Origin of the sequence: Streptomyces sp. NPDC006872, assembly GCF_040635845.1 — a bacterium.
Taxonomy (GTDB): Bacteria; Actinomycetota; Actinomycetes; order Streptomycetales; family Streptomycetaceae; genus Streptomyces.
In genome coordinates this window covers 649,258-672,760 of the sequence record NZ_JBEYIL010000001.1, presented here as the reverse complement: position 1 = coordinate 672,760, position 23,503 = coordinate 649,258, and the positions used below count along the sequence as shown (strand labels likewise).

Below are 23,503 nucleotides of genomic sequence, written 5' to 3'. Positions count from 1 at the left end.
GTCGTCGTATCAGTCAGAAAGGTGCGCTCCGATGACCGAGCATCATCACTTGCCGTCCGAACTCGATGTCCCTTCCGAGGCTCCTGACCGCAACCTCGCCCTCGAGCTGGTCCGGGTGACCGAAGCCGCCGCCATGGCCGCGGGCCGCTGGGTGGGTCGCGGTGACAAGAACGGCGCCGACGGCGCCGCGGTGCGCGCCATGCGGACCCTCGTCTCCACCGTGTCGATGAACGGCGTGGTCGTCATCGGCGAGGGCGAGAAGGACGAAGCCCCGATGCTCTTCAACGGCGAGCGCGTCGGCGACGGCACCGGGCCCGAGGTCGACATCGCGGTCGACCCGATCGACGGCACCACGCTGACGGCAAAGGGCATGCCGAACGCGATCGCCGTCCTCGCCGCCACCGAACGGGGCGCGATGTTCGACCCGTCCGCCGTGTTCTACATGGACAAGCTGGTCACCGGGCCGGAGGCGGCCGACTTCGTCGACATCGACGCCCCCGTCTCCGTGAACATCCGGCGCGTGGCCAAGGCCAAGCGGGCCACGCCCGAGGACGTCACCGTCGTCATCCTGGACCGGCCGCGGCACGAAGGCATCATCGAGGAGATCCGGGCGACCGGTGCGCGGATCAAGCTGATCTCCGACGGTGACGTCGCCGGCTCGATCCTGGCCCTGCGCGAGGGCACCGGCATCGACCTGCTGCTCGGCATCGGCGGCACGCCCGAGGGCATCATCTCGGCCTGCGCCGTGCGGTGTCTGGGCGGTGTCATCCAGGGCAAGCTGTGGCCCAAGGACGACGAGGAGCGGCAGCGGGCGATCGACGCCGGGCACGATCTCGGCCGGGTGCTGACCACCGAGGACCTGGTGACCGGCGAGAACGTCTTCTTCGTCGCGACCGGCATCACCGACGGCGAGCTGCTGCGCGGGGTGCGGTACCGGTCGGAGACCGCGACCACCGACTCGATCGTGATGCGGTCGAAGTCCGGGACGGTTCGGCGGATCGACTCCGAGCACCGGCTGAGCAAGCTGCGGGCGTACAGCGCCGTCGATTTCGACCGGGCGAAGTAGCGCCCACCGGGCAGCGGGGGCGGATCGTCGGCGAGTGCGGGTCCGCTGTGGCCGGTCGCGCCGAGCCCCGCGCCCCTTGACCGCAAGAGCCACAAGAAGCAGGGCGCCCCCGGTGCGGAGGGGGCGCCCCTTTTCTGCGGGGCCGGTCAGCCCGCCGCCGCTATGCGGCCCGTCGTGCGGGCCGCCTTCTGCAGTTCCACGTCGCGGCGACGTCGTCGGGCGAGCACCACTCGGCGTTCGGCGGCGGTGAGGCCGCCCCAGACGCCGTAGGGCTCGGGTTGCAGGAGCGCGTGTTCACGGCACTCCACCATGACGGGGCAGCGCGCACAGACCCGCTTCGCCGCTTCCTCGCGGGAGAGTCGGGCGGCTGTGGGCTCCTTGGAGGGGGCGAAGAACAGGCCTGCCTCGTCGCGCCGGCACACCGCCTCGGTATGCCAGGGAGCGTCTTGGTCCCTGTCGCGCGCTGGTACCCGCTGGGCCGGTACAGCGGCGACCTGCAGGGACGAATGCGGCGGTTGCAGCACGGGTCTACTCCTGACGACGGCTTCGCGAGCGAGAGACGATGCAGCAAGGCCTACCCGCTGTGCGCGTGCCTATGCACTGAGTTCCGAACCACCGCGGCCGCGCCGGCTTCCCGGCCCACTTCACTACCGTCAACGGTCCAGGTGTTTGCGCAAACTCCTGTCGACCTTGTCCTGAACCCGATCGAGAATGTCCGCGACGAGCCTTCCGCGCTTCGGCCGGCCTTCGATGTTGCCCAGCACCGCCCAGCCGTCCACATAGACCACCGGGGCGTCGGGCTGCGGGGAGTCGAGCGAGACGACCTCGAAGCTCCCGAGCACCGCGCCGCCGGTGCCGCGCAGCGAGACGTTCTCCGGAACCCGGACCTCCACGTTGCCGAAGACCGAGAAGGCCTTGATCACGACCTGCCGGTACTCGAACAGCGCCTCGGTGAGGTCGATCTCGACGCTCCCGAAGACCGCGTACGCGTGGAGGCGGCGGCCCGCGCGCCAGCGGCCTCGGCGGACGGCGCTGCTGAAGACCGCGACCACGGTGTCGTCGGGGTCGGCGGGTATCGCGCCGGGGGTGGGCCGGCTGGGGGCGGAGGCGGGCCCGGGGGCCGTGCGCCGCTCATGGGCGGCGGGCAGGTCCCGGACGAAGACCTCCAGCTCGCCGACGGTCTTGGCGGCCAGTACGCCCTCGACGCGCTCGGCGTGCTCGTCGGCGGTGAGCCTGCCCTCCGCGAGGGCCTCGCGGAGCATGTCGGCGATACGGTCACGGTCGGCGTCCGAGGCCCGCAACTCGGCCGTCGGTGTGGGGGCGGCAGCGGTCTGCTTCTGAAGGTCCACGGGATCAGCGTACCCAAACACGATAGATCGCGATAGCCCCCGTCGGATGAACCGCGACGAGCCGCGACGAGCCGCGGCGGGGTCGATCGCGTTCGAACTGAGCCTTACCTCACAAGCTCGCCGTCCGAGGCAGGTTCTACGCTGGTGAGCGCCCGCCAACGGAGGCGGCCGCTGTCTGTCGAGTGAGGAATGGGCGAGATGCCTGAGTTCGCGTACACCGATCTGCTCCCCATGGGAGAGGACACCACCCCCTACCGGCTGGTGACCGCCGAGGGTGTCTCCACCTTCGAGGCCGACGGGCGGACGTTCCTCAAGGTGGAGCCGGAGGCGCTGCGCAAGCTCGCCGAGGAGGCGATCCACGACATCCAGCACTACCTGCGGCCCGCGCACCTCGCGCAGCTGCGGCGCATCATCGACGACCCCGAGGCCTCGGCCAACGACAAGTTCGTGGCCCTCGACCTGCTGAAGAACGCCAACATCGCGGCCGCCGGCGTGCTGCCGATGTGCCAGGACACCGGCACGGCGATCGTCATGGGCAAGCGCGGGCAGAACGTGCTCACCGAGGGCGGTGACGAGTCGGCCCTGAGCCGCGGCATCTACGACGCCTACCTGAACCTGAACCTGCGCTACTCGCAGATGGCCCCGCTGACCATGTGGGACGAGAAGAACACCGGCTCCAACCTCCCGGCGCAGATCGAGCTGTACGCCACCGACGGCGGCGCGTACAAGTTCCTGTTCATGGCGAAGGGCGGCGGCTCCGCCAACAAGTCGTTCCTCTACCAGGAGACGAAGGCCGTCCTGAACGAGGCCTCCATGATGAAGTTCCTGGAGGAGAAGATCCGTTCGCTGGGCACGGCCGCCTGCCCGCCGTACCACCTGGCGATCGTCGTCGGCGGCACCTCCGCCGAGTACGCGCTGAAGACCGCGAAGTACGCCTCCGCGCACTACCTGGACGAGATCCCGGCCGAGGGCTCGCCGCTCGGGCACGGCTTCCGGGACAAGGAGCTGGAGGAGAAGGTCTTCGAGCTGACGCAGAAGATCGGGATCGGGGCGCAGTTCGGCGGCAAGTACTTCTGCCACGACGTGCGCGTGGTGCGGCTGCCGAGGCATGGCGCCTCGTGTCCCGTCGCCATCGCCGTGTCCTGCTCCGCCGACCGGCAGGCCGTCGCGAAGATCACGGCGGAGGGTGTCTTCCTGGAGCAGCTGGAGACCGACCCGGCGCGGTTCCTGCCGGAGACGACGGACGAGCACCTCGACGAGTCGTCGGACGTCGTCAGGATCGACCTGAACCAGCCGATGGAGTCGATCCTCGCCGAGCTGACGAAGTACTCGGTCAAGACCCGGCTCTCGCTCACCGGCCCGCTGGTCGTGGCCCGCGACATCGCGCACGCCAAGATCAAGGAGCGGCTGGACGCGGGTGAGGGGATGCCGCAGTACCTGAAGGACCACCCGGTGTACTACGCGGGCCCGGCGAAGACCCCCGAGGGCTACGCGTCCGGCTCCTTCGGGCCGACGACGGCCGGTCGCATGGACTCCTACGTGGAGCAGTTCCAGGCCGCGGGCGGCTCCAAGGTGATGCTCGCCAAGGGCAACCGCAGCAAGCAGGTCACGGACGCGTGCGACGCGCACGGCGGCTTCTACCTGGGCTCCATCGGCGGCCCCGCCGCCCGGCTCGCCCAGGACTGCATCAAGAAGGTCGAGGTCGTCGAGTACGAGGAACTCGGCATGGAGGCCGTCTGGAAGATCGAGGTCGAGGACTTCCCGGCCTTCGTCGTCGTCGACGACAAGGGCAACGACTTCTTCCAGGACCCGGCGCCCGCGCCGACGTTCACGACAATTCCGGTGCGGGGGCCGGGGCTGGTGTGACGCGTGTGATCCTGTGACGGACGCCCGCCCCTGATTGGCGCAGGGGCGGGCGTCGTTGTCAGGTCGGGGCCCGGTCAGCCGGCGCAGATGGTGAAGCTGACCGTGTCGCCCGGCTTGATGGTCTTCGGGGCGTGCGGGGTCACCTCGAGCACCGAGTTCGGCTTGCAGCCCTTGACGGCCTTCTTGGTGACGGTGCCGAGTTTGGTCTGCGTCTTCTCGAGCAGCGGCTTGGCCATGTCCAGGCTGAGGCCCGCGAGGGGGATCCGCGTGGTCGTGCCGTCGCTGAAGAGGTAGAGCAGGGTGGTGGCGTCGTCGCTCTGGGCGGCCGTGCTGGTCGCCGCCGGGGTCGAGGCCTTGCTGCCGCCCGCGACCGAGGTGGCCAGGGCCGTGCCCCCGCCGCCCGCGATGAGGGCGACGGCGACGGCGGCGATGCCGATGGTCCGCCGGCGCCGGGTGCGGCGCTCGATCTGGGGCGCGTCGAAGTCGGGGGCGTCGGCGGAGTTCGCGAAACGGTTCATGGCGTTCATCAGTTCCTGTTCGAAAGGTGTGCGGCCGGAAGCCGGCGCGTCGCCGTACGAAGTCATCGGATTCCTTCCGTGTGCCGCTGAGGTGAAGGTTCGGAGAGTGCGGGGAACTGGCTTCTCAGCTTCTCGATCCCCCGGGCGAGCTGGGAGCGGACCGTGCTCGGCGAGACGCCGAGGTCGGCCCCTATCTCGAGGTCCGAGAGGTCGTGGAAGTACCGCAGCACCACGACCGTCCGCATCCGCATGGGCAGTTGCTGCAGTGCGCGTACCAACTGGTCCCTGCTGTCCACCTGTCCGTACTCGTCCCCGGGGGCGGCCGGATCGGCGCCTTCCGGGTGCGGAGCCGTGGCCAGGCGGCGGAATCTCCGCCAGCGGTCGTTGGCCAGGTTCACCATGATCCGCCGGACGTAGGCGTCCGGAGCGTCCTTCGCCGCGATGGTGCGCCACTTGCGGCAGGCCTTCTCCAGGGTCTCCTGGACGAGGTCCTCCGCCGCCTCACGGTTTCCCGTGAGGACGAACGCGCCCTTGAATAACGCGGCCGATCGAGCGGCCACGAATTCATGGAAGTCCGTCTCCACACGCTCCTCCCTTCCTGTCACCCCTCCACGACGCGGCTGCCCCCTCGTCTGCTGCACGGCCTCGGTGAGACCTGAGTCACATGGCGGGCCTCACCCGATCGGCCCAACGCCGGAACATCCCCGCCGTCCCGCTCGCTGTACCGGACATGAGCGAATACCGGATCGAGCACGACTCCATGGGCGAGGTACGCGTCCCGGCGGACGCCAAGTGGCGGGCCCAGACGCAGCGCGCCGTCGAGAACTTCCCCGTCTCGGGGCAGCGCCTGGAGCGCGCGCACATCGAGGCCCTGGCGCGCGTCAAGGGCGCCGCGGCGAAGGTGAACGCACAGCTCGGGGTGGTCGACAAGGACATCGCGGACGCCATCCAGGAGGCCGCCGCCGAGGTCGCCGAGGGCCGGTGGGACGACCACTTCCCGGTGGACGTGTTCCAGACCGGGTCCGGTACGTCGTCCAACATGAACGCCAACGAGGTCCTGGCCACGCTGGCCGGTGAGCGGCTGGGGCGGGACGTGCACCCCAACGACCACGTCAACGCCTCGCAGTCCTCCAACGACGTCTTCCCCTCCTCGATCCACATCGCGGCCACCGCCGCCGTCACGCGCGATCTGATCCCCGCGCTGGAGCACCTGGCGGCGTCCCTGGAGCGGAAGGCGGCGGAGTTCGCCGACGTCGTGAAGTCGGGGCGCACCCATCTGATGGACGCCACGCCCGTCACCCTGGGCCAGGAGTTCGGCGGGTACGCCGCGCAGGTGCGGTACGGCGTCGAGCGGCTGACCGCCTCCCTCCCCCGGCTCGCCGAGCTGCCCCTGGGCGGGACCGCCGTCGGCACCGGCATCAACACGCCCCCCGGGTTCTCCGCCGCCGTCATCGAGGAGGTCGCCCGGGCCACCGGGCTGCCGCTGACCGAGGCGCGCGACCACTTCGAGGCGCAGGGCGCTCGGGACGGCATCGTCGAGACCAGCGGGCAGCTGCGGACCATCGCCGTGGGCCTCACGAAGATCGCCAACGATCTGCGGTGGATGGCCTCGGGGCCGCGCACGGGATTGGCCGAAATCAGCCTGCCCGACCTCCAGCCCGGCTCCTCGATCATGCCCGGCAAGGTCAACCCGGTGATCCCGGAGGCCGTGCTGATGGTCGCCGCGCAGGTGGTCGGGAACGACGCGACGGTGGCCACGGCGGGCGCGGCCGGCAACTTCGAACTCAACGTCATGCTGCCGGTGATCGCGAAGAACGTGCTGGAGTCGATCCGGCTGCTCGCCAACGTGTCCCGGCTGCTCGCCGACCGGACGGTCGACGGCATCGTCGCCCACCGCGAGCGCGCCCGCGAGTACGCCGAGTCCTCACCGTCCGTCGTCACCCCGCTGAACAAGTACATCGGGTACGAGGAAGCCGCGAAGGTGGCCAAAAAGGCGCTGTCGGAGCGGAAGACGATCCGCGAGACGGTGCTTGAGGGCGGGTACGTGGAGCGCGGGGATCTGACGGTTCAGCAGCTCGACGAGGCCTTGGATGTCCTGCGGATGACGCACCCGTAACCGCGCCCGAAACCTTCGCGCCCCGGCGTGAGAACCGTGACGCGCGCCGCAGCGTCGTATGCCCATGGCACCTAATATCTGTGCATGGCAGACGGTGGAGCGGTGAGACGCGTAGGAACGGGCGGCGCGGCCGCTTTCTGGAAGCCCGGGGACCGGATCCTGTGGCGCTACCGGGAGAACGGCGGCGCGCATGTCCACATCGCCCGCCCGGTCACCGTCGTGCGCGACGACGAGGAACTGCTCGCCGTGTGGCTGGCCCCGGGCACGGAGTGCGTCAAGCCGGTGCTCGCGGACGGCACCTCACCGCACCAGGAGCCGCTGCACACCCGGTACACCAAGCCGCGGACCGTGCGGCGCGACCACTGGTTCGGCACCGGCGTGCTGAAGCTGGCCCGGCCCGGCGAGCCCTGGTCGGTGTGGCTGTTCTGGGAGCCGGGCTGGCAGTTCAAGAACTGGTACGTCAACCTGGAGCAGCCGCTGGCCCGTTGGGACGGCGGGGTGGACTCCGAGGACCACTTCCTGGACATCTGCGTGTACCCGGACCGCAGTTGGGGCTGGCGCGACGAGGACGAGTTCGCGCAGGCCCAGCAGGACGGACTGATGGACGCGACGGTGGCCGCACAGGTGCGGGAGGCGGGCCGCAGAGCGGTGGAAGCGATCCGCGACTGGGGGCCGCCGTACAACGAGCGCTGGCAGCACTGGCGCCCGGATCCGTCCTGGGCCGTACCGTTGCTGCCGGAGGACTGGGACCGTACCCCCGCGCACATGTCCACATGAGACCCTTGATGCGCCCCCGGGCAACAAACGTAGGATCGTCCTCCGCAAGGCACGCAGGTAGTAACTCCCGGAGCAGACGCCGGGTCTGACCGAACGTCACCGAGGGGCGGCAGGACGTGAGCGAGGGGCACGACGGCAACACCGGCGGGATGTTCGACGTCGGCCCCCAGGGTCGCGTCCGGTCCACCCGTGACACAGGAACAACCTCTGACCACGCGGGATTTCCGTTCCGGGGACATGTATTCCGGGTATCGGGTTTCCTGCGGGACCAACTGCGCGCGCGGCGCGCAGCCCCGGACGGACGGATTCGACACGCGTGACGGAGCAGCCCACCTCCTACGAACGCCCCCAGGGCGTCGACCCCACGGACCCCCGTGGGGCACTCCTGCATACCCCGGCGCCCGCGCCGGGCGCGTCCGCCTTACCGCCCGACACCTCGGGCACGGCGACGCGCGGAAAGGGCGGCAAAGGCGGAAAGGGCGACATGGGCGGCCAGGGCAGCCAGGGCGGCGGCCAGGGAGCCGCAGGAAACGCGGGAAAGGATCCGGCCGGTCCGGAGGCCGGTTCCGACACCGAGCACTCCCAGCCGTCGGCGTCCGACGAGGCGACGGGAGCGTCTCCTGCGCGGGACAAGCCGAACGTGGGCGAGCATCGGCCGCGCCCCGCGCCCGAGTCCATTCCCGCCCAGCCGGGCGGCGCCGAAGCCCGCCCGGAGCGCGCTCCCGGCCCGCAGGACCGGCGCGGCGGCGGGGCGGTGACGCCCGGTCGGCCCACGCCGATGCGGCGGGACGGCGACCGGCTGCGCTTCGTGGGCGCCGCGACCCGGCGGATCGCCCGCGGCCTGGACCTCGACGAGATCGTGATGGGGCTGTGCCGGGCCACCGTGCCGACCTTCTCCGACGCGATCCTCGTCTATCTGCGCGACCCGCTGCCGGTCGGCGACGAGCGGCCCGCGGCGGACCGCATCATGCTGCGGCTGCGGCGCACCGACCGCATCCCGGAGGAGCGGGACACCGAGACCGGCTTCGCCGCGCTGGCGCTGCCGCCGCCGGAACCGGCGGAGCTGACCGCCGAGTTGTCGGCCGCGATCGCGGAACTGTGCGAGGTGCGGCCCGGCGGGGCGCTCGCGGAGGTGCTGCGCGGGGTGCGTCCGGTGTTCGCCGACTCCCCGGCCGCACGCGCCGCGCTGCCCGAACTCCTCGGCGAGGACAGCACCTTGGTCATCCCGGGCGGCCAGCGGGCCGTCCTGGCCCCGCTGCGGGGCCGGCGCCGGGTGATCGGCGCCGCGGTGTTCCTGCGCCGCCCGGAACGCATCCCGTTCGAGAACGACGACCTGCTGGTGGCCGCCCAGCTCGCCACCCACAGTGCCCTGGGCATCGACAAGGCGGTGCTGTACGACCGTGAGGCGTACATCGCCGACGAGCTGCAGCGCACGATGCTGCCGGAGACCCTGCCACGTCCCACGGGCGTTCGGCTGGCGTCCCGGTATCTGCCCGCGGCCGAGACGGCGCGGGTCGGCGGCGACTGGTACGACGCCATCCCGCTGCCCGGCAGCCGGGTGGCGCTGGTGGTGGGCGACGTCATGGGGCACTCCATGACGTCGGCGGCGATCATGGGCCAGCTGCGCACGACGGCCCAGACCCTGGCCGGTCTCGACCTGCCCCCGCAGGAGGTCCTGCACCACCTGGACGAGCAGGCCCAGCGGCTGGGCACGGACCGCATGGCGACCTGCCTCTACGCGGTGTACGACCCGGTGTCGCACCGCATCACCATCGCCAACGCGGGCCATCCCCCGCCCGTTCTGCTGCACCTGGGCGGCCATGCCGAGGTGCTGCGGGTGCCGCCGGGCGCGCCGATCGGCGTCGGCGGGGTCGACTTCGAGGCGGTGGAGCTCGACGCGCCGGCCGGGGCGACGCTGCTGCTGTACACCGACGGCCTGGTCGAGTCCCGGCTGCGGGACGTGGCGACCGGTATAGAGCAGTTGCGGGAGAAGCTCGCCGCGACCGCCCAGCTCACCGGTCCCGACCATCCGCCGCCCCTCGAGGCGCTGTGCGACGAGGTGCTCGACATGCTCGGCCCCGGCGACCGGGACGACGACATCGCGCTGCTCGCCGCCCGGTTCGACGGGATCGCGCCCAGCGACGTGGCGTACTGGTTCCTCGAACCGGAGGACGCGGCGCCGGGGCGGGCCCGTCGGCTGGCCCGCCGGGCGCTGTCCCGCTGGGGTCTGGAGGACATGACCGACTCCGTCGAGCTGCTCGTCAGCGAGGTCGTCACGAATGCGGTGCGGTATGCCACGCGACCGGTCACGCTGCGCTTGCTGCGGACCGATGTGCTGCGCTGCGAGGTCGGGGACGACGTGCCTCAGCTGCCCCGGCTGCGGCAGGCCAGGGCCACCGACGAGGGCGGGCGCGGGCTGTACCTCGTGAACCGGCTGGCCCGGCGCTGGGGGGCGACCCGGCTGAGCACCGGCAAGGTGGTCTGGTTCGAGCTGAACCGGAGCTGACCGACGCGAACAGACGCAGACCAGAGGGCGCCCGGTGATGATCACCGGGCGCCCTCCGCGTTGTACCGCTACCGGGTTGTACCGCTACTGGCTGAAGAGCGGCTCGTCCGGATCCTCGGTTCCGGTCGACGGGTCGTCCGTGCTCGGTTCCGTCGACGGGCCACCCGTCGGTGTGCTGGACGGGGACGAACTCGGCTTCGGCGACGAGGACGGCGACGAACTCGGCTTCGGCGACGAGGACGGCGACGAGGACGGGGACGGCGACGAGGACGGCGACGAACTCGTGGACGGGGACGTGGACGGCGACGGGGACGACGTCTGGACCGCCGCGCCCTGGTCGGTCTCCAGGTCGAACTTGGTGACCTTGGTGGAGACGCCGAAGGTGTACGCCGCCCAGATCTGCGCCGGGTAGCCACCGCCGTTGATGCGGCCGCCGCCCGCGCTGATCAGACCGGTCGCGCCGGTCAGCGGGACCTGGGCGTGGGTCTTGGCGCTCTCGCCGAAGAGGCCGACCGAGGTCACCAGATCGGGGGTGTAGCCGGTGAACCAGGCCGACTTGTTGTTGTCGGAGGTTCCGGTCTTGCCGGCCACCTTCTGGCCCTTGCGCAGCGGGTTGTCCCGTACGGACTTCTTGGCCGTACCGTCGTCGACCACGCCGGTGAGGATCGAGGTGACCGAGTCGGCGGCCTCCCTGTCGATGACCTGCTCCCCGATGGCCTCGGTGTGCTTGAACGACGGGTAGGCGCTGTTCTCCGCCGACTTGATGATCGCCGGGGTGACCTTCTTGCCGTGGTTGTCGAGGGTGGCGTAGACGCCGGCCATCTGCAGGGGGCTCGCGCCCATGGTGCCGAGGGTCTGGGCGGGCACGGCCTTCAGGTCCTCGGTGTTCATGCCGAGGTCGCTGGCGACCTTCAGCACGTTGGCCATCCCGACGTCGACGCCCATCTGCGCGAACACGGAGTTGATGGACTGGTTCAACGCCGTCTGGACGGTGACGTCGCCGTAGTCCTGGTCGTCCTCGTTCTCCGGGGCGAAGCCGATGTCGCTGCCGACCACCGGGCGCTTGCTGGTGCCGTCGTAGATGGTGTTCGCGGTGATCGGGTCGTCGTCCTGGGTCTGGGCGTTCTCGTCGAAGGCGGCGGCCAGGATCACCGGCTTGAAGGTGGAGGCGGGCTGGTAGTCGGTGCGGGTGGCGTTGTTGATGTAGTGCTCGGTGTAGGTCGTGCCGCCGTACATCGCCTCGACCGCGCCCGTCTTCGGGTTCACGGACACCGCGCCGGCCTGGACGTCTCCGTCGACCGAGCGCTTCTTCTTGTCCAGCTTGCTGGTCAGCTGTCCCTTGACGGACTCCTCCAGCGCCTTCTGCTTGGTCTTGTCGATGTTGAGCTCGATGTTCCAGCCGCCCTTGCTGACCAGGGCCGCAGCCGACTCGTAGTCGTCGGCGATGCCCTGGGCGACGAGCTGCTTGGCGAGCTCGGCGTTGGCCGCGTCGACCAGGTAGCCGATCTGGCCCTCCTTGCCGGGCGCCGCCTTGGGCTCCTTCGGCTCCGGGAACGTCATGGCGGCGCGCTTGCTCTTGTCGAGCCAGTCCATCTCGACCATGTTGTCGAGGACGTAGTTCCAGCGGGTCTTGACCAGGCGCTTGCCCGTGTCGGAGGCGACGGCCCAGTCGTACTGGCTGGGCGCCTGCAGCAGCGCGGCGAGGTAGGCGCCCTGCTCGACGCTGAGCTTGTCGGCGTCGACGCGGTAGTAGGCCTGGGCGGCGGCCTGGATGCCGTAGGCGCCGCGGCCGTAGTAGCTGGTGTTGATGTAGCCGGCCAGGATGTAGTCCTTGGACTCCTCCCGGTCCAGCTTCAGGGAGATGACCAGTTCCTTCAGCTTGCGCGAGACGGTCTGCTCCTGCGTCAGGTAGTAGTTCTTCACGTACTGCTGGGTGATCGTCGAACCGCCCTGCGCGCCCTTGCCCATGAGCGTGTTGAGCACACCGCGGGCGGTGCCCTTGAGGTCGACGCCGGCGTCGTCGTAGAAGGTCTTGTTCTCGGCGGCGACGAAGGTGTGCTGCACCGGCTTGGGGACCGACGCGAGGTCGACGTTCTCACGGTTGACGTCGCCGTCGCGGGCGAGCATCGCGCCGTTGCCGTACTTGTAGACGTTGCTCTGCAGGTCGGCGTCGGGATTGCCCTTGGGGATGGGCGTGCTGACGTACAGCCAGACGAAGGCGCCGATGACGGCCACGGTCAGGCCGATGAACGTGCCGAGGATCTTCTTCCAGGTGAAGATCCGGCGTATGAGGCTCTTGTCCTTCTTGCCTGCCTTGCCCTTGACGCCTCTGCCGCCCTTGCCGCCCTTCTTCGCGCCCCTGCGGGCCGCCGCGCGGCCTCCGGGCTCGGGTGCGTCCGTGGCGGCGGCTGTGGCGGTGGCTGTGCCCGCGTCCGAGGACTCCGGCGTCGAGGGCGGCGCCTCCGTCTCCGTCGAGCGGTTCCTGGGCGCCGCGCGGCGGCCACCGCGCTGTCGCGCTCGTCTCTCTTCCGCTCGTCCCATGAGTCCGCTCGCTCCGCTTCCTACTCGGCAGTCACACCAGTGCCCAAGGGCAGGGGCAGGTCAGCTCAGAAAGCTAACACCGCTCGCTATGACGGAGCGCTCTCGATCCGGTCTTCGGAGGGCGTGAGAATCAGCACCCCACACCGTGGAACCGGTGGAACGTCCCCACCGATTCGACGTACGAGAGGCGTACAGGGTTGCCATCACACGCTAAAGTGATATCACTTAGCTAGGCAGCCGATAACTGAATCGGCTGATGAACAGAGACGGGGACCCCACCATGTCCGCACACGACCCCACCGCCACCGCCGAAGTCACCGCCGACGCCACGACCGAGGCCGTCGACGCGCCGCAGATGCCCGACCCGAGCGTGCAGGAGTTCGTCGCGCACAGCGTGGGCGGCGGGCTCGCGCTGACGCTCGGCCTGGCCGGGCTGCTGGCCGGCGGCGGGTTGATCGCCGCGGGCAGCATGGCGGCCGCGGCCGGCCTCAAGGCCGCGCTGATCACCGGCGGCATCCTGGTCGCCGTCGCCGCGTTCCTCGCGATGTGCGGACTGAACACGGTGTCGCCCGGCGAAGCCCGCGTGGTGCAGCTCTTCGGCCGCTACCGGGGCACCATCCGCGAGGACGGCCTGCGCTGGGTGAACCCCTTCACCTCCCGCGAGAAGATCTCCACCCGGGTCCGCAACCACGAGACGCCCGTCCTCAAGGTCAACGACGCCTACGGCAACCCGATCGAGCTCGCCGCGGTCGTGGTGTGGAACGTGCACGACACCGCGCAGGCCTCCTTCGAGGTGGACGACTTCCTGGAGTTCGTCGCCACCCAGACCGAGGCGGCCGTCCGGCACATCGCCATCGAGTACCCCTATGACTCGCACGACGAGGACGGGCTCTCGCTGCGCGGCAACGCCGAGGAAATCACCGAGAAGCTCGCGATAGAGCTGCACGCGCGCGTGCAGACGGCCGGCGTCCGGATCATCGAGTCCCGCTTCACCCACCTCGCCTACGCTCCCGAGATCGCCTCGGCGATGCTCCAGCGGCAGCAGGCGGGTGCGGTCGTCGCGGCCCGGCGGGAGATCGTGGACGGCGCCGTGGGCATGGTCGAGGCGGCGCTCAACCGGATCGCCGAACAGGGCTTCGTGGAACTGGACGACGAGCGCAAGGCGGCGATGGTGTCCAACCTGATGGTGGTGCTGTGCGGGGACCGATCGCCCCAGCCGGTGCTGAACACCGGGACGCTCTACCAGTGACCTCACCCGAAGAGGGCCAGACCCCTCGGCGTCGGCCGCAGCAGCAGCGCAAGCAGGTGCTGCTGCGGCTCGACCCGCTGGTCTACGACGCGTTGGCCCGCTGGGCCTCGGACGAGCTGCGGTCGGCGAACGCGCAGATCGAGTTCCTGTTGCGCAAGGCCCTGAAGGACGCGGGGCGGCTGCCGGGCGAGGCGGGACCCATCCCGCGCCGCGGGCGGCCCCCCGGGGGCGGCTCCACCCCCGGACCCCCGTCGGCCTGACCGGCTCGGGGGCTGTTTCCGAACAGTGACAATCGGCTCCCACCTGCGCACTCCCACCCCCCGGCACCAACTGCACACCGTGCGTATACACACCGGGTATACACCGCATGTACAGTCCTCCTCATGTCCATCGGTCACACTCTCCTGGGACTCCTGGAGTCCGGGCCCCGCCACGGTTACGACCTCAAGCGGGCCTTCGACGAGAAGTTCGGTCACGACCGGCCCCTGCACTACGGCCAGGTCTACTCGACGATGTCGCGTCTGCTGAAGAACGGGCTCGTCGAGGTCGACGGCATCGAGGCCGGCGGCGGCCCCGAGCGCAAGCGGTACGCGATCACCGACGCCGGCGTCACCGACGTCGCGCAGTGGCTCGCCACGCCCGAGAAGCCCGAGCCGTATCTGCAGTCCACGCTGTACACGAAGATCGTCCTCGCGCTGCTGACCCACCGCGACGCGGCCGACATCCTCGACACTCAGCGGTCCGAGCACCTGCGCAGCATGCGCATCCTCACCGACCGCAAGCGCAAGGGCGATCTGGCCGACCAGCTGATCTGCGACCATGCTCTGTTCCATCTCGAGGCCGACCTGCGCTGGCTGGAGCTCGCCGCCGCGCGCCTCGACAAGCTGAAGGCGGCGGTGAACGCGTGAACGCTCCCGGGGGATCCCTGCTCGTCGCCGAGAACCTGAAGAAGGCGTACGGCCCGACGATGGCGCTGGACGGCGCCGAGTTCTCCATCCACGCCGGCGAGGTCGTCGCCGTGATGGGCCCGTCCGGGTCCGGCAAGTCGACGCTGCTGCACTGCCTCGCCGGCATCGTGACGCCCGACTCGGGCTCGATCAGGTACGACGACCGTGAGCTCGCGACGATGAACGACGCCCAGCGCAGTCAGCTGCGGCGCTCGGAGTTCGGGTTCGTGTTCCAGTTCGGCCAGCTGGTGCCGGAGTTGACCTGCGTGGAGAACGTCGCGCTGCCGCTGCGGCTGAACGGCACCCCGCGCAAGCAGGCCGAGCGCACCGCGCTGAGCTGGATGGAGCGCCTCGAGGTCGACGACCTCGGCAAGAAGCGGCCCGGTGAGGTGTCCGGCGGTCAGGGGCAGCGGGTGGCCGTGGCGCGTTCGCTCGTCACCAGCCCGCGGGTCGTCTTCGCCGACGAGCCGACCGGCGCGCTGGACTCGCTCAACGGCGAGCGCGTGATGGAGCTGCTCACCGAGGCCGCCCGGTCGGCCAACGCGGCCGTGGTGCTCGTGACGCACGAGGCGCGGGTCGCCGCCTACTCCGACCGCGAGATCGTCGTACGGGACGGCAAGTCGCGCGACATGGAGCGCGTCGTATGAGCGTGCGCCAGTGGTCCCAGGACCTGGGGATGGGGATCCGGTTCGCCTTCGCGGGCGGGCGGGAGGGGTGGGTCCGGGCCGTGCTGACGGCGCTCGGCGTCGGCCTCGGCGTGGCGCTGCTGCTGCTGTCGACCGCGCTGCCGAACGCCCTCGCGGTGCGGCACGAACGCGAACAGGCCCGGATGGACTACTCGTTCACGGACAAGCCGGTGCCCAAGGCCGACGACACCGTGCTGGTCGCCCACGCCGACACGACGTTCCGCGAGCAGGACGTACGCGGCCGGCTGGTGGAGCCCGAGGGGACGCACGCCCCGCTGCCGCCCGGCGTCGACGCCTACCCGGCCAAGGGCGAGATGCTGGTCTCGCCCGCTCTGAAGAAGCTGCTCGCCTCCGACGGGGCGGGGCTGCTGCGGGAGCGGCTGCCGTACCGGATCGTCGGGAGCATCGGGGAGAGCGGGCTCATCGGCTCGCACGAACTCGCCTACTACGCGGGCGCCTCCGGACTCGCCCCGCGCATCAACGGCTTCGGCGTGTCCCGGCTGACGAAGTTCGGGGACCCGAATCCGACACCCGATTCCACCGACCCGGTGCTGGTGCTGCTGAACATCGTGGTGATCGTGATGCTGCTGATGCCGGTGGCCGTGTTCATCGCGGCGGCCGTGCGGTTCGGCGGCGAACGGCGCGACCGCAGGCTGGCCGCACTGCGCCTGGTGGGCGCCGACGGCCGGATGACCCGACGCATCGCGGCGGGCGAGGCGCTGGCCGGCGCCCTGCTCGGCCTGGTCATCGGCACCGGCTTCTTCCTGGTCGGACGTCAGGTGGCGGGCTCCGTCGAGATGCTCGGCATCAGCGTGTGGCCCAGCTATCTCAACCCCTCCCCCGCACTGGCCGCGCTGGTCGCGGTGGCGGTGCCGGCGTCCGCCGTCCTCGTCACCCTTCTCTCGCTGCGCGGTGTGGTGATCGAACCGCTCGGCGTGGTGCGCGCGGCGAAGCCCGCCCGGCGCCGGCTGTGGTGGCGGCTGCTGCTGCCGGTGGGCGGCCTCGCGATGCTCTACCCGATGATCGGCCAGGGCCGCGAGAACGGCGACTTCAACCAGTACCTGGTGGTCGGCGGCGTCCTGCTGCTCCTCGTCGGGGTCACCGCCCTGCTGCCCTGGCTGGTGGAGGCGCTCGTCGCCCGGCTCGGCTCCGGCGGCGTCGCCTGGCAACTGGCGGTACGGCGGCTGCAGTTGAGCAGCGGCACGGCGGCCCGGATGGTCAACGGCATCGCCGTGGCGGTGGCCGGGGCCATCGCGCTGCAGATGCTGTTCGCCGGAGTGGACAGCGACTACACCGAGGCGACGACCAACCAGGACGTCACGCGGGCGCAGATGCAGGTGCAGGTGCCGGAGGGCACTCCGATGGCCGCGACCGTCGCCAAGTTCCAGGAGACCAAGGGCGTCCGGAAGGTCACGGCGCTGTGGGAGGACTACCTCGGCGACGTCACCTGGAAGAACGAGGACGGCCCGACCCTGTCCGACTCGCTGACCGTGGGCGACTGCACGACCCTGCGCGAGGTGGCGAAGCTGCCCACCTGCAAGGACGGCGACGTGTTCGTCCTCGACGGCTACGACGGGTACTCCGGGGACGCCGTGAAGATGAACCAGCCCGGCAAGAAGCTGTACATGGAGTCGTACTACTCCGCCGCCTCCGACACAGAGGTCGTCTGGACCGTCCCGGCGGGCATCCGGCAGGCCCACTCCATCGACGACCCGACCGGCAACCGGCGCAGCGGCTTCATGATGACGCCGGGCGCGCTGCCGAAGGACGCCGAGGCGATCCTCTCCGGCCAGCTGTACCTCTCGATCGACCAGTCCGTGCCCGACGCCTTCGACTACGCCCGCAACACCGCGGCGCGGGTGGACCCGCAGGCCGACCCGATGATGTGGGCGTCCAGCCGGGAGGCCGCCCGGTTCACCTCGCTGCGCACCGGCCTGCTCGTCGGCTCCGCCGCGGTGCTGCTGCTGATCGGCGCGAGCCTGCTGGTCGCACAGCTGGAGCAACTGCGCGAGCGCCGCAAGCTGCTGTCGTCCCTGGTCGCCTTCGGCACCCGACGGCGCACGCTGGGCCTGTCGGTGCTGTGGCAGACGGCGATCCCGATCACGTTGGGCCTGGCGCTGGCCCTGGTCGTCGGGCTCACGCTGGGCGCGGTCCTGCTGAAGATGACGGGCACGCCGGTCGGCATCGACTGGGCCAGCGTGCTGTCGATGACCGGCATCGGCGCGGCGGTCGTCCTGGTGGTGACGCTGCTGAGCCTGCCACCGCTGCTGCGGCTGCTGCGGCCGGACGGGCTGCGCACGGAGTGACGGCCGAGTAGCGACCGACCGACCCCGAAGGGCCCCTCGCACCGGCGAGGGGCCCTTCGCCGTTCACAGCTGGTACTCCCGCACCACCCTCCGCACCTGCGCGAACAGCATGCCGACGTTGACGGACTTGCGGCAGACGACCACCGCGACGACGTCCTGCTGTTCGGTCATCCGCACGAACAGATGGGTGAGGTTCTCGCTGTTGACGAGGATCTCCTGGAAGAAGTGGTTGTCGCTCTGGTTCCCGCGCCGCTCCTTGAAGACGTCCTCGATCATCACGACCGTACGGCCCTGGAAGAGGTCGAGCGTGGCGCCCGCCAGCAGGTCCAGGACCTCGGGCGGATGGTTGTCGACGGTCTCGTAGGAGAGCAGCATGCCGGTCGACATGTCGACGACGCCGGACGCGACGCAGTCGGGGGCATCCGTACGCAGTGACTTGACCAGGCCCATCACCTGGTCGGAGAAACCTGGGGTCATACGCTTCGTCGCCATCCCTTCAGACTCCGGTCTTCTCGGTGAGGATCAGGTCGATACGGCGCAGGGCAGGCTGGGTCGCCGTGTGCAGGCGCTCCACGTCCATGCCCTCGTCGCCGAGCACGACCATCAGCGCGGTGTCCCCGACCGCGTAGAACGCGGCGCAGCCGTGGCTTCCGTAGGCCACCGTGCGGTGCAGGGCGCCGCGGGAGGTCGCCTCGGCGGTGCGGCGGGCGAGGCCGAGGCCGGCCGCGGCGAGGGCCGCGAGGCCCTCCGGGTCGATGGAGTCGGCGGTGTCCGCGGCTATGAGCAGTCCGTCGGCCGCCGCCACCGCGGTGTCGGTGATGCCGGTCACCTGCTCGCGCAGGCCGCGCATCTCCCGCGCGAGGGCTTTGTGGTCCATGAAGGCAACTCCCCTGATTCTGATCGCATATGACCGTCTGTTTTCTTTGGGGGTTTCGCGTGGGGGCATTTGTGTGGGGGCATTGACGCGGGGGGATCGATGCGGACGGATCGATGCGGAGGGCATCGATATGGGGACATCGATGTGGAGGGCATCGATGTGGGGCCGCTATTTCGCCGGCGAGTTCCGCAGGCGGAAGAACTCCTTCCAGCCGGTGCCGTTTCCGGATTCGTCCTGTTCCGGTGTGAGCGCTTCGTTGATGCCGCTGGCACCGGGCCGACGGCGGGGCAGCGCCGTCGCCTCCTCCGGAACCGGCTGCGGCGGCGGGAGCGCGGGCGGCGCCGGTTCCCGGGGGCGCACCCCGTGTCCGTCGGGCGGCAACCGGACCGGGATCGGGCGGGGCGCGTCCACGCACTCCAGCAGCCCCTCGCCCACCATCCGCGCCACCTCCACGGTGACCGTGTAGACCCCGCGCCCGGTGCGGAAGGCGAGATCGCGGGCGGTGCGCCGGCCGTCCGCGTGGGCGAGCAGCTCGCACTGCAACGCGCCGAGACGGGCCGCCGCGTAGGAGAGGGAGGCGGGCACCGGCCGTTCCCGGTCCGGGCGTACCGGGCACGGCAGCGCCAGCAGCGCGGCCAGCTTGCGCGACGCCTCCTGGAGCAGCCGGGTGGGCGGTTCGCCGACGGCGACCGCGGCGGGCGGCGGACCAGCCGCCGGACCGCGTTCGCAGCCGTCGACACTGCCCGCGACGACTGCGAACGCGGCGTCCTGGAGGGCCATCGCGCAGACCACCCGGAGCTGTGCGGCCCCCGCGTAGCCGTGGGCGATCAGCCCGGCGGCCGGCCAGCGCGCGCCGCCCGACTCGCGCACCAGCCCGGCCCACTCCTCGCCGCCGATCCGGCCGGAGCGCAGCAGCAGCGCCTCCGGCGCGGGCGCGCCGGGCGACTCGACCGCGACGACCAGCCCGCCGTACAGATGGAAGGTGCCGCCGGGCGCGCCGAAGACGCGCAGTTCCCCGGTGAAGCCCTCCCGGCTGCACGCGGCAAGGTCGCGTGCCAGCAGTTCGTAGCCCGACATCACTCCCCTTGGGCCTCTCGCACATACGCCTGACGCGTAGCGCTGAGGAGGGAATGTGTATCAGTCCGGGCGCATATTCCCGCGGGGGATTTCCGAGCTGCCCTCAGCTGACCTCCAGCTGACGGAAGTTGAGCGCTCAGCGGCCTTTCGGGGAATTCAATTTGCTTTGTTCAGTGCTCATTTGACGCCCCGTCCGCAGGCACCGAATCCGTCGGAGCGGCCGAACCCGCCGAAGTCGGCGCGCCCGCCGGAGTGGCCGTCACCGGTGCCACGTCCGAGGCCGTGGCTCCCCTCGGGCGTGGCGCGTGCCGCAGGGCCTGTTCCCGGGAGTAGGCATGCAGATAGCCCACCACCGTGTTCGTGACGGCCACCAGGGGCACGGCCACGATCGCGCCGCCGATGCCCGCCACCATCCCGCCCGCGGCGACCGACAGGACCACCGCCAGCGGGTGGACGCGTACGGCGCGGCCGAGGATGAACGGCTGGAGGATGTGCCCCTCGATCTGCTGGACGGCCAGCACGACCGCCAGGGTCATCACCGCGGTGAACACGCCCTGGGTGACCAGCGCGACGACGACCGCGAGCGCGCCGGAGGCGACCGCGCCGACGAGCGGGATGAAGGAGAACAGGAAGATGAAGACGGCGAGCGGGACGGCCATCGGCACGTCGAGGAAGTAGATGCCGAGGCCGATGAAGATCGCGTCGATCAACGCGACTATCACCGTGCCGCGGACGTACGCGGTGAGCGTCGCCCAGGCCCGCGGGCCCGCGCCCGCCACGCCCGGCCGGGCCGCGGCCGGGACCAGCTTGAGCGTCCACTCCCAGATGCGCTTGCCGTCGTAGAGCAGGAAGAGGGTCGAGAAGAACGCCAGGAGGATGCCGGTCAGCGCCTCGACGACGACCGTGACGCCCTCCAGGCCGGCCGAGGTGATCGAGTCGGTGTTGTCGCCGATCGCGTCGCGCAGGTTCTCGGCGATGCCGTTGATCTGCTTGTCGGTGACGTGGAAGGGGCTGTTGAGCAGCCAGCGGCGCAGGTCGTCGATGCCGTCCTGGACCTGGTCGGAGAGGTCGTCGATGTTCGCCATGACCTGCCAGGTGACGAACCAGCCCATCAGACCGATGACGACGAACCCGAGGATCGCCGTCAGCGCGGTGGCGGCCCCGCCGGGGACGCCGACCCGCTTCAGCCGGGCCACGGTCGGTTCGAGGAGCGCGGTGAGGAGCAGGGCGACCACGAAGGCCATGACGACCAGTTGGACCGCGCTGATGACCTTGATCAGGATCCAGACGGTCCCGGCGAGCACCAGCAGCCGCCAGCCCGCCTCGGCCGCGACCCGGACGCCCCAGGGCACCACTTGCGCGGGATCGGGACGCGGGGCCCGCGGCGGGGGCTCCTCCAGGAACTCCTCGGCGGTCGCCACGGAGCTCGCGGACGCCGCGGCGGCCTCGGACGTCGTCGGCTTCGACCTCGGATTCGGATCAGGCCGCGGATCCGGCGTCGGATTCAGTTCGGCGGAGGTCTCCCGCTCCACCTCCGCGCGCCGCTCGTCGAGCCGCTCGCCCATCTCGCTCAGCCTGGTGCCGAGCCGGCCCAGCCACCCTGGCACTCGCGACATGATCCGACCTCTTCCCCCGTCTCTCCCCACCACTCCCCCTGGAGTCGTCGGTCACGGCCGTAACGACCGTACATGGCGATGGCCCCTCCCCCTAGGACGGGGAGGGGCTGTGCAGGGTTGAGAGCTACCGCGAAGTCACCGGCTCAGTACGAGCCGTTGGCCTGCCAGAAGGCCCAGGCGTCGCAGGGACTGCCGTAGCGGTCGTTCATGTAGTTCAGGCCCCACTTGATCTGGGTGGCCGGGTTGGTCCGCCAGTCGGCGCCCGCGGACGACATCTTCGAGCCGGGATAGGCCTGGACGAGGCCGTATGCGCCGGAGGAGGGGTTGACGGCCTGGTAGTTCCAGGTGGACTCGTGGTCCACGATGTTGCTGAAGCACTGGAACTGACCGCTCGGGATGATCTGCCGGGCGATGGCCTTGACCTCGGCGACCGTGTACGACGCCTGCTGGGGGAAGCTTCCGGAGGCGGAGGTCGACTCGACGTCGTTCTCGGCCGCCTTGTCGGCGGCGTCCTTGGCGGCCTTGTCCGCCTTCGCCTTGTCCACGGCGGCCTGGGCGGCCTTCTGCTTGGCGACCGCGTCCTTGGCCGCCTGCTTGCGGGCCGACTCCTCCGCGGACTTCCTGGCGGTGGTGTCGGCGGCGATGGCCTGGACGTCGGCCTGGTGCGTCAGCGTGGCGGACTGCACCTGGGCCTGCTGGCCTACAGGTAAGTCCGCGAGGAGGGTGGATTCGCTCGCTGTCGCCTCGGCGTCGTCGAGAGGCTGCGCGACGCCGCCCTGGCCGACGCCCACGACGGCGCCGACGGTGGTCACAGCGGTAGCCGAGGCAACGGCGAATCCCCGGGCCGATATCGGGCTCACACGGATTCCTTCTGCTGGTCGTCAGGTCTGCTGGTCGTCAGATGAAGGGAACGTACGGCCGACCGGCCGTACGGCCTAGTACCAGTGGTTGGCCTGCCAGAACGACCATGCCTCGCACGGGCTGCCGTAGCGGCTGTCCATGTAGTTGAGGCCCCACTTGATCTGGGTGGCCGGGTTGGTCTGCCAGTCGGAGCCGGCGGACGCGTACTTGCCGGCGGGCAGAGCCTGGAAGAGACCGTAGGCGCCGGAGGAGGCGTTGACGGCGTGGTAGTTCCAGCTGGACTCGTGGTCCACGATGTTGCTGAAGCACTGGAACTGGCCGCTCGGCACCATCTGCGCCGCCATCGCCTTGATCTGGGCGATGGTGTAGGAGCTCTGGATCGGGAAGTCGCCCGCGCTGCGGCTGGCCTTGGCCTTGGCCTCGGCGCGGTCCTTGGCCGCCTTCTCGGCGGCCTCCTTCTTCGCGACGGCCGTCTTGGCGGCGGCCTTGCGGGCCGTTTCCTCGGCATCCTTCTTAGCGCCCTCGTCCGCGGCGATGGCCTGTACGTTGGCCTGCTGCGCGAGGGACGCCGTCTGCACCTGGGCCTGCTGGCCCACGGGTATGTCTGCGAGGAGCGTCGCGTCGCCTGCCGTCGCTTCTGCGTCGTTGGGCTGCGCGACACTGCCCGAGGCAACGCCGACGACGCTTCCGACAGCGGTGACCGCCGTGGCCGAGGCCACTGCGAATCCCCGGACCGAGATCCGGCTCACACGGTTTCCTTCCAGCATCGCCCGCTTCGGTGACCCTGGCGGACGCAATCGTGCCCCTTGACGCTGGTCTCCGAACTGCGGGGTCACAGGAGACACGGGCCCGTTGGACGACTCCCGGAAAGGGAGCGCCCGTGGTGCGCGGGCGGCATACGACGGTCGGTATGGAGTTTGAGGTGGTACTCAAGTGGCGCTGCACCTCCCCCACTGCCCTAAAAGCGTGGGAGGTACCCCCAGGGGTACAGCTGTGTCGTATGCGGGGCCTGACGGAACTGAGACTCTGCCGTAACCAAACCGCGCAAGGCAATTCCGAGTTACGTGTGAAAGCTCACACCCGTCGGAAGCCTGGGTATTTCGCGAAACCCCCACACACGCCGACGCCGTCCGACTAGGCTCACA

Annotated in this window: 21 protein-coding genes; 10 read left to right on the top strand and 11 right to left on the bottom strand. The window is 70.5% G+C overall.

Annotated features, from left to right (window positions below; translation table 11 throughout):
• The first annotated feature begins 31 nt into the window (after positions 1–31).
• Positions 32–1,066 carry a class II fructose-bisphosphatase gene (gene glpX / locus ABZ725_RS03155; protein WP_351918533.1) on the top strand — a complete coding sequence of 345 codons (1,035 nt, stop codon included), beginning with the start codon at positions 32–34 and terminating at the stop codon, positions 1,064–1,066.
• Between the two features lie 146 nt (positions 1,067–1,212).
• Here glpX and ABZ725_RS03150 read toward each other — a convergent pair whose 3' ends face one another.
• Both ABZ725_RS03150 and ABZ725_RS03145 read right to left on the bottom strand, forming a co-directional pair.
• Positions 1,213–1,590: a WhiB family transcriptional regulator gene (locus tag ABZ725_RS03150; RefSeq protein WP_351918531.1), complete on the bottom strand. Its 378-nt coding sequence runs from the start codon at positions 1,588–1,590 to the stop codon at positions 1,213–1,215.
• A 129-nt stretch (positions 1,591–1,719) separates the two neighbouring features.
• A complete protein-coding gene (locus ABZ725_RS03145) occupies positions 1,720–2,415 on the bottom strand; it encodes a DUF1707 domain-containing protein (protein WP_358801058.1) in 696 nt (231 codons plus the stop codon).
• 198 nt (positions 2,416–2,613) lie between these two features.
• Here ABZ725_RS03145 and ABZ725_RS03140 point away from each other — a divergent pair, with 198 nt between their 5' ends.
• A complete protein-coding gene (locus ABZ725_RS03140; protein ID WP_358801057.1) occupies positions 2,614–4,281 on the top strand; it encodes a fumarate hydratase in 1,668 nt (555 codons plus the stop codon).
• Between the two features lie 74 nt (positions 4,282–4,355).
• On the opposite strand, the gene ABZ725_RS03135 is transcribed toward ABZ725_RS03140, so the two are convergent.
• Together ABZ725_RS03135 and ABZ725_RS03130 are read right to left on the bottom strand one after the other, a co-directional pair.
• Positions 4,356–4,865 carry a hypothetical protein gene (locus ABZ725_RS03135; RefSeq protein WP_358801056.1) on the bottom strand — a complete coding sequence of 170 codons (510 nt, stop codon included), beginning with the start codon at positions 4,863–4,865 and terminating at the stop codon, positions 4,356–4,358.
• Entirely contained in the window at positions 4,862–5,383 is a 522-nt protein-coding gene (locus ABZ725_RS03130) for a SigE family RNA polymerase sigma factor (protein WP_358801055.1), read from the bottom strand. Before ABZ725_RS03130 ends, ABZ725_RS03135 begins: the two co-directional genes overlap by 4 nt.
• Before the next feature lie 146 nt (positions 5,384–5,529).
• On the opposite strand from ABZ725_RS03130, the gene ABZ725_RS03125 reads away from it, so the two are divergent.
• The 3 genes from ABZ725_RS03125 to ABZ725_RS03115 all read left to right on the top strand — a co-directional run bounded on the left by ABZ725_RS03125 (position 5,530) and on the right by ABZ725_RS03115 (position 10,198).
• Positions 5,530–6,915, top strand: a complete 1,386-nt coding sequence (locus tag ABZ725_RS03125; RefSeq protein ID WP_358801054.1) for a class II fumarate hydratase — start codon at positions 5,530–5,532, stop codon at positions 6,913–6,915.
• A gap of 84 nt (positions 6,916–6,999) precedes the next feature.
• Complete coding sequence (locus ABZ725_RS03120; protein WP_358801053.1) at positions 7,000–7,692, top strand: DUF402 domain-containing protein; 693 nt, start codon at positions 7,000–7,002, stop codon at positions 7,690–7,692.
• 316 nt (positions 7,693–8,008) lie between these two features.
• On the top strand, positions 8,009–10,198 hold the full coding sequence (locus ABZ725_RS03115) for a SpoIIE family protein phosphatase (protein ID WP_351909975.1): 2,190 nt from the start codon (positions 8,009–8,011) through the stop codon (positions 10,196–10,198).
• 84 nt (positions 10,199–10,282) lie between these two features.
• Here the strand turns inward: ABZ725_RS03115 and ABZ725_RS03110 are convergent, their stop codons facing one another.
• A complete protein-coding gene (locus tag ABZ725_RS03110) occupies positions 10,283–12,739 on the bottom strand; it encodes a transglycosylase domain-containing protein (protein WP_358801052.1) in 2,457 nt (818 codons plus the stop codon).
• Between the two features lie 280 nt (positions 12,740–13,019).
• Between ABZ725_RS03110 and ABZ725_RS03105 the strand changes: the two genes are divergently transcribed.
• From ABZ725_RS03105 to ABZ725_RS03085, 5 genes are all read left to right on the top strand, one after another.
• On the top strand, positions 13,020–13,988 hold the full coding sequence (locus tag ABZ725_RS03105) for an SPFH domain-containing protein (RefSeq protein WP_358801051.1): 969 nt from the start codon (positions 13,020–13,022) through the stop codon (positions 13,986–13,988).
• Positions 13,985–14,248 carry a hypothetical protein gene (locus ABZ725_RS03100; RefSeq protein ID WP_351909981.1) on the top strand — a complete coding sequence of 88 codons (264 nt, stop codon included), beginning with the start codon at positions 13,985–13,987 and terminating at the stop codon, positions 14,246–14,248. The genes ABZ725_RS03105 and ABZ725_RS03100 overlap by 4 nt, the downstream gene beginning before the upstream one ends.
• 123 nt (positions 14,249–14,371) lie before the next feature.
• On the top strand, positions 14,372–14,896 hold the full coding sequence (locus ABZ725_RS03095) for a PadR family transcriptional regulator (protein ID WP_351909983.1): 525 nt from the start codon (positions 14,372–14,374) through the stop codon (positions 14,894–14,896).
• Positions 14,893–15,582, top strand: a complete 690-nt coding sequence (locus ABZ725_RS03090) for an ABC transporter ATP-binding protein (RefSeq protein WP_358801050.1) — start codon at positions 14,893–14,895, stop codon at positions 15,580–15,582. Before ABZ725_RS03095 ends, ABZ725_RS03090 begins: the two co-directional genes overlap by 4 nt.
• Positions 15,579–17,927, top strand: coding sequence for an FtsX-like permease family protein (locus ABZ725_RS03085; RefSeq protein WP_358801049.1), 2,349 nt, complete (start codon positions 15,579–15,581; stop codon positions 17,925–17,927). The genes ABZ725_RS03090 and ABZ725_RS03085 overlap by 4 nt, the downstream gene beginning before the upstream one ends.
• A 63-nt stretch (positions 17,928–17,990) precedes the next feature.
• Here ABZ725_RS03085 and ABZ725_RS03080 read toward each other — a convergent pair whose 3' ends face one another.
• The 6 genes from ABZ725_RS03080 to ABZ725_RS03055 all read right to left on the bottom strand — a co-directional run bounded on the left by ABZ725_RS03080 (position 17,991) and on the right by ABZ725_RS03055 (position 23,107).
• The gene (locus ABZ725_RS03080) at positions 17,991–18,419 is read right to left on the bottom strand and encodes a hypothetical protein (RefSeq protein WP_351909990.1); all 429 of its coding nucleotides are present in this window, start codon (positions 18,417–18,419) and stop codon (positions 17,991–17,993) included.
• 4 nt (positions 18,420–18,423) lie between these two features.
• The gene (locus ABZ725_RS03075; RefSeq protein WP_351909992.1) at positions 18,424–18,804 is read right to left on the bottom strand and encodes a roadblock/LC7 domain-containing protein; all 381 of its coding nucleotides are present in this window, start codon (positions 18,802–18,804) and stop codon (positions 18,424–18,426) included.
• A 168-nt stretch (positions 18,805–18,972) separates the two neighbouring features.
• Positions 18,973–19,881 (bottom strand): MarR family transcriptional regulator, encoded by a 909-nt coding sequence (locus tag ABZ725_RS03070; RefSeq protein ID WP_358801048.1) that lies wholly within the window; start codon positions 19,879–19,881, stop codon positions 18,973–18,975.
• Between the two features lie 170 nt (positions 19,882–20,051).
• Positions 20,052–21,497, bottom strand: a complete 1,446-nt coding sequence (locus ABZ725_RS03065; protein WP_358801047.1) for an AI-2E family transporter — start codon at positions 21,495–21,497, stop codon at positions 20,052–20,054.
• 143 nt (positions 21,498–21,640) lie between these two features.
• Positions 21,641–22,357: a transglycosylase SLT domain-containing protein gene (locus tag ABZ725_RS03060; RefSeq protein WP_358801046.1), complete on the bottom strand. Its 717-nt coding sequence runs from the start codon at positions 22,355–22,357 to the stop codon at positions 21,641–21,643.
• Between the two features lie 75 nt (positions 22,358–22,432).
• Positions 22,433–23,107 carry a transglycosylase SLT domain-containing protein gene (locus ABZ725_RS03055; protein ID WP_358801045.1) on the bottom strand — a complete coding sequence of 225 codons (675 nt, stop codon included), beginning with the start codon at positions 23,105–23,107 and terminating at the stop codon, positions 22,433–22,435.
• Positions 23,108–23,503: the final 396 nt, after the last annotated feature.

Coding starts and splice junctions, on each gene's coding strand:
- ABZ725_RS03140 (WP_358801057.1), top strand. CDS start 2,614: ATGCCTGAGTTCGCGTACACCGATCTGCTCCCCATGGGAGAGGACACC.
- ABZ725_RS03120 (WP_358801053.1), top strand. CDS start 7,000: ATGGCAGACGGTGGAGCGGTGAGACGCGTAGGAACGGGCGGCGCGGCC.
- ABZ725_RS03065 (WP_358801047.1), bottom strand. CDS start 21,497: ATGTCGCGAGTGCCAGGGTGGCTGGGCCGGCTCGGCACCAGGCTGAGC.
- ABZ725_RS03070 (WP_358801048.1), bottom strand. CDS start 19,881: ATGTCGGGCTACGAACTGCTGGCACGCGACCTTGCCGCGTGCAGCCGG.
- ABZ725_RS03105 (WP_358801051.1), top strand. CDS start 13,020: ATGTCCGCACACGACCCCACCGCCACCGCCGAAGTCACCGCCGACGCC.
- ABZ725_RS03135 (WP_358801056.1), bottom strand. CDS start 4,865: ATGACTTCGTACGGCGACGCGCCGGCTTCCGGCCGCACACCTTTCGAA.
- ABZ725_RS03080 (WP_351909990.1), bottom strand. CDS start 18,419: ATGGCGACGAAGCGTATGACCCCAGGTTTCTCCGACCAGGTGATGGGC.
- ABZ725_RS03075 (WP_351909992.1), bottom strand. CDS start 18,804: ATGGACCACAAAGCCCTCGCGCGGGAGATGCGCGGCCTGCGCGAGCAG.
- glpX (WP_351918533.1), top strand. CDS start 32: ATGACCGAGCATCATCACTTGCCGTCCGAACTCGATGTCCCTTCCGAG.
- ABZ725_RS03110 (WP_358801052.1), bottom strand. CDS start 12,739: ATGGGACGAGCGGAAGAGAGACGAGCGCGACAGCGCGGTGGCCGCCGC.
- ABZ725_RS03095 (WP_351909983.1), top strand. CDS start 14,372: ATGTCCATCGGTCACACTCTCCTGGGACTCCTGGAGTCCGGGCCCCGC.
- ABZ725_RS03125 (WP_358801054.1), top strand. CDS start 5,530: ATGAGCGAATACCGGATCGAGCACGACTCCATGGGCGAGGTACGCGTC.
- ABZ725_RS03085 (WP_358801049.1), top strand. CDS start 15,579: ATGAGCGTGCGCCAGTGGTCCCAGGACCTGGGGATGGGGATCCGGTTC.